Annotated in this window: 4 protein-coding genes; all 4 read right to left on the bottom strand. The window is 42.0% G+C overall.

Translation table 11 applies throughout. The features are described from left to right. A partial coding sequence (locus tag F6K54_RS29435; RefSeq protein ID WP_293085724.1) for a SpvB/TcaC N-terminal domain-containing protein occupies positions 1-5,257 on the bottom strand: 5,257 nt, incomplete at its 3' end. Positions 5,258-7,008: 1,751 nt separating this feature from the next. After that, complete coding sequence (gene feoB, locus F6K54_RS29440) at positions 7,009-8,844, bottom strand: ferrous iron transport protein B (RefSeq protein ID WP_293085727.1); 1,836 nt, start codon at positions 8,842-8,844, stop codon at positions 7,009-7,011. A 1,053-nt stretch (positions 8,845-9,897) separates the two neighbouring features. After that, positions 9,898-10,824, bottom strand: coding sequence for a FeoA family protein (locus F6K54_RS29445; RefSeq protein ID WP_293085730.1), 927 nt, complete (start codon positions 10,822-10,824; stop codon positions 9,898-9,900). Positions 10,825-10,945: 121 nt separating this feature from the next. Continuing rightward, on the bottom strand, positions 10,946-11,335 hold the full coding sequence (locus F6K54_RS29450) for a FeoA family protein (RefSeq protein ID WP_293085733.1): 390 nt from the start codon (positions 11,333-11,335) through the stop codon (positions 10,946-10,948). Positions 11,336-11,965: the final 630 nt, after the last annotated feature.

Here is an 11,965-nt window from a genome sequence, read left to right on the forward strand (position 1 = left end):
CATTGGGGCGAGTGGCATTGTTATGAGGCGTCACCATCATCACCGGACGGTTTAGTCCATCGTACTGGGTGCGACTGGTAAAAACTTCCGGCTCCAGTTGATTGCAGGCCGCATTGATAATGGCCTGTAGCTCAGTCAAGTTTGACAGAACCGACCAATCCACTGTCTCTTTGTATTCCTGGGCTAGTTGCCGACTGCTCTCTAGCACATTACCCTTAAAATCAAACCGCTGATTGGTGACTACCCCAGCCCCATCATAGTGCTGATAAAGCTGTCCGCGCAAATTGCGATTCGCCGCTGGATGGATTTCCCCATACACCATCCGCTCCACCAGCTTCTCGGTTCCATCCTCAAACTCTACAAATACATGGGTCGGGCGTTGCAGCTCATCATAGCGCAGCCGTTGGGTATGGTTACGGCTATCCCACTGTCGTCTGGGATTCCCCGCCACATCATTTACCATCCAGACAGTGCCCGCTTCCATGCTTCGCTGCCGCACCACATTTCCCAGCATATCATAGTTATACACCATGATCGCTCGCCCCAGGGCATCCGTCACCGATCGCTGATTATTTTCAATATCCAGCTCCGTGTACGTCTCATATTTCTGAACCGAACCATCCTCGGCAATCCCATTATCGGCCACCACCAACACCGATCGCCCCAACACATCCAGATGAGTCACACCCGGTGTATTACCGTGCTTCGCGGCCAACCATGCCGCCCGTTGCTCTTGAGCTGCAGGCTGGGGTCCAGCAGGGTCTGGACTGCCCCGCTCCGCATACCATTGGCTCTCTAAAACCGTGTCATTCTCATCCCAGGTTTCCTGATACCAGGCATCAAACGCCACCTTTGAGAAAGTACCATTGGGTAAATCCGTGCGAATTACTCGTTCCAGCGGATCATAGTTAATAATCGGCGTGACACCCCACTCCACCAAGTCCGCTTCTGATTCATACAAATGAGTCGCACTAAAAAATGGCTCGTATTGCTTAACTGGTTTGCCTTTGTTATTATACACCGTGCGCCCCGTGCCCACCCATCGAGGATTCGTTTCCCCAAGTTTGAGCTCACCATTTTCTCGAATCAGCTCACCCGTTACCCCATCCCGCAACGGCGCTAAACCTGGTTCCGCCTGAATCTTAGTTTGCAGCTCTCTACCAAATCCATCGGAGTAGAGAAAGCTATGCTGAACCAGGGATTGTTCTCCAGGAGCCAAATCCGAGACATGGGTTTCCCGCGCCAGGGTATACACAACCGGGGCATGACCCAACATCGGCCCTTCCGGAACAGTATCCTTTGCCCGATAGTACGCCCACAAGTCGTAAACTAACCGCGTTGTAGCATTGCCTAGAATTTCATGGGTCTCCGCCAACGGATTCAACATATGAAACTGAATCATCGCTTCATCCAAATCTGGCTCAAACCCCGCTAAGGAATCCCCCTCGTTATCGCTCTCTTTCCCCATGATAGCTGTGCCCACCACCATGCCCAAGGCATCAAATGCAACCTCTGAGCGATTACCATTGGGGTCAGTTATCTGCTGGGGCTGGAGTGTTCGGTAATTATTGCGGACCTGAATCTTATTTTCTAGGGGATCAAGGGTCTCAAGCGCCAGTAAACTATAGGTATCATAGCGAGTTCGATAGGTCCCCCGATTTGCAAACCAAAATGGATCGCGAAACTCTGTGGCCATGTAAAATTGGGCTGGGTCAAAAATCTGTTGACCCGAGGGAATCCACCAATAACCATCCCCGTCTAATTCCCGATATTCCCCTTCATCTCGTAATACGTCCATGAAGGCATTGGCGCTAATCTTCTCTCCATAAACTTGTTCCAGCAAGCCAGGGGAAAAGGCTAAACGATAGCTTTCATACGGTAATGCGAGAGACTCTATTTCCCCTAGAGGCAGAGGCGCTGTTAGATCGTTGTTGTAGTAAAGGGCGCGATCGCCCTCAATTAACCGCCGTTGCAACACCTCTGGACTGGCACTTGCCTCATAGGGAATTTCAGTTGCCACTGCAACTCCAGTGCGCAAATCATCCAAGGTGTAACGCTCTGAAGACAGTGGCAATCCCGTGAGTTCGTAGACCCGTGTTTCAATGGGGATACCAATGCGATACCAATCCGCTTCATCGGCCCGATTCTCCAGCCAGTTTTCCGTCAGGGTGATGAGAACCTTGCTTTGGTCCTCTAAAACCGTTTCGCTATGGGAGGATTGCGATCGCCGCCGAGGATAAGCCACTGCCGCCTCCTCAGTGACATTGCCATAATCATCCACCGCCAGCGTCAACTGATGGCTCACCCGAGGATCTGCTGGATTGCGCTCATAGGCATAGTCGAGAGTCTCACTGGGATGGGCAAAAAAGACCGAATATTGGTCATCCTGCCGAGGCTGCAACAGTTGCAGCACATAGTTGCGCTCAGAGACCGTGTAGGGATGCGTTTGCTTCTCCGACTCATCCAGAGCGTAGACTTCCTGCCGTAGAATTTGACCTCTGAGGGCACGACAAGCTTCATACTCTTCCCGTAGCGTTAGCCCCTCTGGCAACACCGTATCGGGTAACAACTGAGCAGCAAAATCTTGGTCGCTGATGCCGGGTTCTCGATAATAATCCTCCACAAAGAGTTGGGAAATATGGTCGCGATCGCGATAAACCCCTGTATGAAACCAGGTCTTTGTATGAATCGGAGGAACGTGCAAAGATTGTTCTAGGGCATTCGTTCCTGGATCGAACAGACCAGCTTTCTGAAAATCGTTATACTCTTCCGTATCCCACTGTTCCACCATGCCAAAGCCGCGAAACTCCCGTTCCACCCCATCAAAATAACCGTGGTGATAAGCATAGCGAGTCACAAAGCGATTATGACTGATGCGATCGTAAGTCTCCACCCGTTCTACTACATGAACTGGAAATGGTAGCTTTGTAATCCAAGGTTTACCTGCCAATTTGTCTTGCAGATAGAACTTAGTAGAAGGAGCATACTGCACAACAGTTTCCGCACCCAGATTATTCACTGTCTTAACCAGTAGGTGTGGCTTTTGCCCACCCATCAAATCAATGTAGCGCATGACGCGCTGGGCATTACCCAGTAGGGATGAAGACCATACCAAACAGGCAGTGCCATTACCCAAAAGGTCGATCGCCGTTACCGACGCCACATTGTCGATGGCCGGGAACGATGGCAACACCCTTTTTGCTGACCAACTATTCCCTGACTGATTGAAATAAACCTGCACCCCTTCACGGCTTAAGTAGAGAATGTCAGTAGTACCAGTTCCATCAATATCTGCCAATACAATCCAACGCTGATTAAACAAATCGGGTACATCGAACCAAGGAGCATTGCCCATCGTTACCTTTGCCCCAAAGCGCCCATATCCCAAGTTTGGCCAGTAACATACTTTCCCATTACGAATCCGCACAATATCCGTCAGTCCATCCCCAGACATATCAGCCAGGTGAATAGATTGGGTACTATCCGCGAACACAATTCGAGGTCCTTTCTCCTCATCCCAGGATTGGTAGGTTCGCTCTGCTGCACTAAACCCTTCCTCCGCTAGAGACGGATACCAAACGAAACAATCATCCTCAGTAATCAGAACATCACTATGGCCGTCCCCATTCAAGTCAATAAATTTCAAATTGGGGTTATCCCAATCCAGTTCGGGTAGCGACTTAAAGGGAACAAAGGTTTGCCAATGTTCGTCTTGGGTGCGTTCATAGAAACCCGGTGTTGGACTCTGTAGCATTACTAAATCCTGTTCCCCATCCCCCGCCAGATCGAGAAACCGTGCCCCATTCCTTAGCCCAGTAGCAGGTTTAGTAGCCACCCGTTCTACTGGCGCAAAACTAGCCTCAATATGGGTCTGATCATTGTCCTGAATGGTATTGATCGGGCTGAGATTGCGCTTATAATACCACCCATCGTCCTGTTCTGTCAATATGCCAGATAACCCTTCTCCATCGAGGTCTACCCACTGATAGCGAGTACCATCCAACCCCTGGGGCAAATTCTCCAGACTGCCGCGATCGACTTCACGCACAGTTTCATTAATTCGGGGTTCACTATAGGTAAATTCTAGAGGCGGTAAAGATTTCTGAATGTAGTTACCCTGGGAATCACGCTTGTAACCTGTTTGCTTCACCGATAACAGTAAAGAATAGATAGGATTGCGAACATCCGCAGGGTTTTGTTCATAGGAATAGGTAAAATCGGTCGAACGCACCAAACAGTTTTGCCCCACATCCGCTTCATCTGGGAAATGATGGAACATCAGCACCCGCTGACACAGACGATAAGTCCGTACTTCAAAGGTAGATCGATAGGATGAAAAGGGGTCATTGCGAACCGACCAAATTCCAGAATCATTGGGAGTAGGATTATCTGAGTCATGTTCTCCGTAGTCAAACACCACCTCAAACAACCAATCCTTCCTGAAACTTAAATCTTCATTAGATTTTCGAGGTATTTGATTGCCGTATTGAATGCGTTTCAGATAGCGGTTTGCCGAGCGGATCTCATTAGTGCGGTTGTATTCATGGGCTAAGGCTATGTTAATCCCCTCTGAATCTTCAGGCTTATAAACATAGCGCATCCCGTTGCCCTTGTCGTCGTAACTTTCGCAAATCAGCCAGCTAAAAATGCGTTGTGGATTATCAGGACTTGCGATCCTACTCTCAGTCGTTCTGCCATAGAGAGTAGTGATATTATCCTTAGAAATAGAACGCCAGTGGATTTCGCCAGAATTCACATCAGTCCAGCGTTCAATCCGAGCAAATAAGCCTTCTATTCGAGGACGATAGCGTTGAATCTTAAACTCACCATCGGGGGAATCTAAGACTTCACGAGTGCCATCAGGTCTGATAACGGGTACTAAATCTTCTGCTCCAGACAGAATAAAAACATCAGATTCCTGTGCATCTTGATATTGGGGCAAACCTTTATCGGTTTTCCGAGTAATTGAAGGAATTGAAAGGTTCCATCCTAAACCAAATACTCCATTTCCAGCCCCAGAGTCGTAACTGATAGAAAGTTCCGGTGAGAAATCTGAGCGACCTGGTGATGTAAAGATGGGTATACTCAGGGAACCTGTTCCCGTTACAGGGTTAAGAGAAAACTTTTCACCGATACCTCGTATTGCCCCTCCACCTTCAGGAAGGGAGACCGTAGGAGGTGCTGAAACGTAGGCACTATCAGTTGAGTTAGTTTCTTGACTGTTTGTTTGCTGTTCTTGGTTTGAGTGACTAAGCATTTTAACTGTCCTTCAACAATGAATAATGAATAATGAATAATGAATAATTACCTCTCCTTGAAAGAAGAGGATTGACTAATAATGAAAATTTTTCTTTATTATCCCCTTAAAAGGGGAGGCTTTAAACCACAATTTTTCGGTAAATTTTTAGTCTGTGAGGCCACTAAGGATAGGACTTGTGCAAAAATAACCTGAACAGTTTTTTTAATGGAAGCTATATTTCACAATTTCTCCCAAATAAAATTTGTACAACTTATTTTTACCGAAAAGCGACGTTGAGAGCAAGCGTGTTTTAACCGGGGGATGAAAACAAGCGAGTCGTTTAGACTAGACAACTTTAGTTGTCCTGTGCTATTACCTGGATATACAAAAGTAAGCAGCCAAGCATGGTTTAGACTTAAGCCGACTGTGTAGGGGCACCGCGGAAATTGTCCCCAAAGAATATATCTTTGGTCCGAATCATGAGAAACGAAGCAACAAGAATTTATCCTGTTGTGTAGTATCAACTTAGAATCCCCTCGGCAATAGCTGCGGGGAATAGTCAAGTGGCTCCTGTTATTTCTACATGGCTCCTTAGATAAGACCGGAAAATTTTGGTTTATGCCGATGAAATCTCTTGAGCATCATTAATTTTATCCGGTTTTATCAAAATGTTGGCAGAAGATCCGCGCTCTCCCGTAGGGGAGCGTCGTATGGGAATGCCAATCAATAAGAGCGGTTTTACAGATAATCTGTTAACATACAAATATTGCTTAACTAAAAACCAAGGTTAAGATTACTGTAACTGTTCAATCAAGTCGCCGAGGGGCACTGGTCGATTATTTATCGGACACGGAGGAAGCGTTAGACTGGCTTTGCCAGCATTTTCCAGTGAGGTGTCAACCCGCCCTGAATCTTTCAGTGTAGGGGCGATTCGCGAATCGCCCCTACAGTATGTTTGATTGATGGATGGGAATCGGTGCGCTGTCTCGTAGAGCAGCGTCGGGAGGATGTCAACTATGTACCTATATATAAGGATAGAAGAAAAATATGCAAAAATAGTGTATTGGTCTAACTTCAATAATATCACCATCTAACCGCAGTTGTGTCTCAAACCAGATTGTCAGGAACGTTCAACAATTAATAATTAGGGTTTGCTGAAAAAAAAACTTTATTCAGCAGGCCCTAATTAGTTCAGCATCACTTTGCGTCTGTGGATAAACAAAGAAATCCGAATTAATATTTTTTACTATATCGAACAAGAATTCACAGAAATTTTCTAATTCGGGTTTGCGTATGGAAATTCTTTTTGCTCTTTAGTAGGGAGTAGGGAGTAGGTAAGCATTCAGCCGTCAGCTAGCCTCCTGTCGGAGGAACTGAGTTATCAGCCAGCCTCCTACGGAGGAACTGCAAATTTCAGCTATTGCTTTTAGTTTGAGATAAAAGCTTTACTAATTGAGTCAGAATTTATACTTACGCTCTCTAGCTGGCTGAAACAGTCTATATTCATCAGGACTTACGCAAGGACACTATATATAGCGTCTACTAATTTAGGCGATTGCTTAAAGTTTTATAGCGATCGCCTCAAGATTTTTGCTATTGTTAAGACATAATCAGGACTTACGCATTTTCATAGTAAAAGCACTATATATACCATAGTGCTATAGTTTTTATCTACTATATGTAGTGTCTTTGCGTAAGTCCTGTCCCCTAAACTCCCTACTCCCTACCTTAACAAAAAGCTATAAACTAATTTTCAACTAACATTTATTTCAGAAACCTAAAGCCAAAGCCCCTTGATAGAAAATAAGACTAGAAACCCAAGCTAAAACTAATGGAAATACCAAAGAAAGTAAGGAAAATTTCCATGATTTTGCTTCTTTAACTATAGTTGCTAAAGTAGATAAACATGGGGTATAAAGCAAACAAAAAATACAGAAACTGTATCCTTGAATAAAAGTAACTGTCTCGGCAATATTACTACTAACATTTTGTTCGCTCATACTGTAAATAACAGCCAAAGAACCAATTACTATTTCTTTAGCAATAAAGCCAAAAAATAGAGATAATGTTAAATAAGGATTAATCCCAATTGGGTCCATAATTGGACTCATAAATTGACCAATTTGACCACCAATTGTATCTAATCCTGTTGCACCTGGTGGTAAACTTGTAAGTACCCAAACTGAAATACAACCAACAGTAATAAAGCCTGATGCTCTGACTAAAAATTCTCTTACTTCTCCCCAACTTCTCAGTAAAACTTGTTTTAATGTAGGTAAACGATAAGGAGGCAATTCTAGAATGAAAGGTTCTTCATTTTTATATACCCCTTGAAATAATGCTGCGGTGATAATAGCAACCAGAAAACTGAGGATATATAGAGAAAATAAAACTATCGCTCCATTGCCATTAGGAAATACTGCAGCAATAATAAATACAAATACTTGCAGTCGCGCCGAACATAAACCAAAAGGAATAATTAACATAGTTAATAACCGCAAAGCAGGCGATCGCATTACCCTAGTTCCCATTAATGCTGGTACATTACAACCAAACCCCATTATATGCAGTACAAAACTACGTCCATCTAAACCTAATTTTGCCATAAAGGCATCCATTAAATAGGCGGAACGTGATAGATAACCACTATCTTCTAGTACTGCCATAATAATAAAAAATACGATGATTAATGGCACAAAAGAAGCAACTGTAGTTACCCCTGCCCAAACTCCATTAAGGAGAAAATCTTGAAGTATCTGTGGAAAAGGTTGAACTAGAGGTTCAACAATTGATGATTGTACCCATTCAACAACTATTTCGAGCAAGTCTATTGAGGGAAGTCCGATGTTCCAAACTGCCCAAAAAACAAGGAACATTCCTAAGAAAAATAAGGGTAAACCCCACACTGGATGAAGGAGTATTTTGTCAACTTGAGCTGTGAAGTTTTTTGCCATTTGAGAAGGCATAACTACAGCACCATTTAAGACCGTATCTATATCGCTAAGAGAAATATCTTCCTGTGCTTCTATCCAAGATGTTAAATTATTTAATTTGACGGAATTTTCTACCTTTTTTAACTGTTCAGAAATTGCCATGTAAGCATTCATATAGCCTTTGCCATATTTAGCACTAATTAGAAACACTGGCATTTCTAATCGTTTTGATAATTCCTCTGTATCTATTTTAATTCCATATTGTTTTGCTTCATCGGACATATTGAGCATCAAAACTGCTGGTAAACCCAAGGCTTTTATCTGTAATGGCAGTCGAATTTGACGGTCAATTTGTGCAGCATTGATAATCACTAATACTAAGTCAATGGCATAGTTTTCTAGGAATGTTTGAACAACTTTTTCGTCTTCTGAAAAACCGTTAAAGTTATAAATTCCCGGTAGGTCTACAAATTCAGTTGTTTCACCATTTATTTTGACGTTAGCTTGCAAAAGATCGACTGTTACTCCAGGCCAGTTTCCCACATGAGCAGAAACTCCAGTAATTCGATTAAAAAATGTAGATTTTCCAGTATTTGGCATCCCAATTAAAGCAACTCTCTTTGTAGATTGGGATTTTGATATTGTTGTAGGTTTAGTGGCGTGACAAGTCATTTCAGTTATCAGTTATCAGTTATCAGTTATCAGTTATCAGTACCTCTGCAATAAGGAGGCTTAAAATCTGGAATATTCTCTTTTTTTTGGTCGATTAGATTAGATATGGCTCCGAAACCTTGCCATCCCTAGACCGCTTTTTATCCCCTTAAAAGGGGGAGGCTATTGACCATAATTTTTCCGTCATTTGTTACTGAATTATTGATTTTAAAGTTAGCGAGATATTTTTATAGCTTTATTATAAACATAAATTCTGAAAATTAGGGATTCTTTTTAGAAGTCTTTTAGTTTTTGTGGAGATTTTTCCAGAATATTTCGAGGGTTTATATGTAAGCATTCAGCCAGCAGCTAGCCTCCTATCGGAGGAACTGTGTTAACAGCTATTGCTTTTAGTTTAGGATAAAAGCTTTATTAATTGTCTTACTAGAAAAGTTAGCTCCGTTGCCCTTAAAGTCTATATCCATTTAAACACTGTCCTTAAGGAGAGAATTTTGTTGCTAATAGCTGTTTGCGCAGCATTCCGCAGGAAATGCTTATGTTTATATAGAGCAAAAAAAGCAGAAAAATAGAAGCAGAAATGCAAAGCGATCGGCAAATATTGAAAAGCTGAATATTTATAGTTATAAATCAGCTCTCAACCCTAAATACTTCCCTATTCTACTTCTCTTTTCTATAGAAAACTGTACAAATGAAAATATGTCAGTTCATGCAGGATATACAATTCAGAAATAGAGCGCAAAGTATAAAACTCTTATCTCTGTTTCTTTACTATAAGAAATTTTTTTCAAAACCCAGAGCCATACTTTTGCACCCTTCTACCTTTCCTGCGGAATACTGCGCAAACAGCATAACTCCCTTCTAGGGAATAATTAAGGTTTAAAGCCTTTCCTTTAAAGGAGAAACAAGAAAAAATTTTCAATTTTCCTTTGAGTCAATCCTATAAGTTTTCAAGGAGAAGTAATAATTAATTATTAATTATTAATTGTTGAACTTATCCTTTCTAAACTTTTCTTCCCTTCTGCCTTCTGCCCTCAGCATAGCTGCCTTCGTTCATTACTTTGGCTCTATCTCTAGACTACCGTCTGCATAAAGTAAAATAGCAAACTCAGTCCATTCTGTTTTATTCGTAGCATTAGGCTTAACTAAATTCGGCAGTGGTGTACTGCTCAGATGATTTTTTGCTATTTGATTAAAAGCTTCGTAAGAAATAATTTCTCCATTTTTATCTACTTTAACTAGATAAATTGCTGTTTGTTTGACTGGTTTTTTCCAGTTTTTATCGATATCAGTATAGAGTTTTTGTTCTAATCTAGCAATTTCTTTTTTATCAGTAATTTTTTTGCCTATTGATTCTACATTTTCAACCGCAGAATTAGTTGTTGTTACTACGGGATTAATAGTATTTTCAATAGTTGCTTGATTTGTCGTTTCAAGGGAACCAGATTTATCATTTACGGCATCCGAATTTCCGACTATTGTTGGTGCAGATAAAGTTGTATCTACCGTCTCTAAATTTTCATTTTCTGTTAATTGTGAAGTTGAATTAGAAACAATATTAGCAGTAGTTTGTTGTCGATCGCCTCCATCGATATTTCCATTATTCAAAAGTTGATAAATTTCAGCCAGAACAACTACAACAATGGCAGTTAATGTCAGTAATGAGAGAGTTTTAACTTGTTTAGTTAACTTCATTACAGATTTGGGGAGCATCTCATAATCTGCTGATGAATTTGTTTCCTCATCCCCATCTGTTTTAATCACGATCATTTCTGCTTCATGGGGTCGGATAGCTATTTCTGTGCTTAAACCGACTCGAATGTGCAAAGGCCCTTGAAAGCTCCCCGCTCGCAAGACTTGCACTGGTCTATCAGAAACTACTCCCATTGCTGCGAGTCTCTCAACAATTCCTCGATCGCGACCAATACTTAACACTCGATCGACTATTGCCATTTGCCCTGTTTTCAAATCGGCTACATTCATTTTGATTACCTCTAACGTTATCTTTTCTGTGGCGGTTTAATATCATGTTCGGATAATTGGCGATCAAAAACCTTCTCTATTTGAACCTTTCTTTCCCTCCTGCCCTCTGCCTTCTGCCTTCTTAAAGAATAATTTTGGCAGAGACAATAATATTGCTAGCAGGGTTAAGTCCCAAACCAATATTGCGGTCTCCTACTGCTACAATTACCGAACCACTGGGGTTGTTACTAATTACCTCTAGTTCAACTCCTACTATCAACCCCATTTTTTTCAAGCGATGAGCCATTTCACCTATAGCATTGATAGTAATAATATGTAAGCGATCGCCTCGTTTTGCTTGTGTGAGTGGAAAGGTAGTTTCTAATACTTGTTGATAATTTTCTTTAAGAGTATGATAGTTGTTTTCCTCTTCCAACTCAATATTGTTGCTGTCTCCCAGAAATGTAAATCCCCATGGTTTCTCCTTTTTATCTACATTAAACTCTGATTTATCTTCATATTTTTTATCCATTAATTTATGTAAATAATTGACATTTATTTTCATTTAGTATAGTAACGATAGCAGAGTAGTTTGTCAAGTTTAATATTTGACATTATTCAAAACTGGAACTAGAGGAAATCAGGAGCGCTCAATTATATTATCTCTCTTATCTACCTGCCATTAAGAAAGTATTAATTTGTTTTCAATACTTTTACTGGCATTGCTGAGGGGCGGGATGAATATAAGTGTTCATTTCATTAATTGATAATGGATAATGGATAATGGATAATTACCTCTGGTTAAAACCGCTACGGAATTGAAAATAAGGAAATATTATTTCTTCTCTTGGTTGATTGGATATGGCGAGGGGACCCGCTCTTATCAGAGCCGCTCCGAAGATCGCCATCCGGAGACCGCTTTTTTCCCCTTAAAAGGGGAGGCTTCAAGGCGCGAATTATTTAATTATTAATTATTAATTATTAATTGTTAATTGTAATATCATGTCCGGATAATCAGTAGACATCTCCAGAAAAGAGGGAACAGGGAACAGGGAACAGGGAACCCACCCCTAACCCCTACTCCCCTACTCCCCTACTCCCCTACTCCCCTACTCCCCTACCCCCCTCCTCCCCTACTCCCCTCCTCCCCTACTCCCCACCC

Origin of the sequence: Okeania sp. SIO3B5, assembly GCF_010692555.1 — a bacterium.
Classification (GTDB): Bacteria; Cyanobacteriota; Cyanobacteriia; order Cyanobacteriales; family Microcoleaceae; genus Okeania.

Bases quoted from the DNA above. Each gene is read 5' to 3' on its own strand.
- F6K54_RS29450 (WP_293085733.1), bottom strand. From the start codon at position 11,335: ATGGATAAAAAATATGAAGATAAATCAGAGTTTAATGTAGATAAAAAG.
- feoB (WP_293085727.1), bottom strand. From the start codon at position 8,844: ATGACTTGTCACGCCACTAAACCTACAACAATATCAAAATCCCAATCT.
- F6K54_RS29445 (WP_293085730.1), bottom strand. From the start codon at position 10,824: ATGAATGTAGCCGATTTGAAAACAGGGCAAATGGCAATAGTCGATCGA.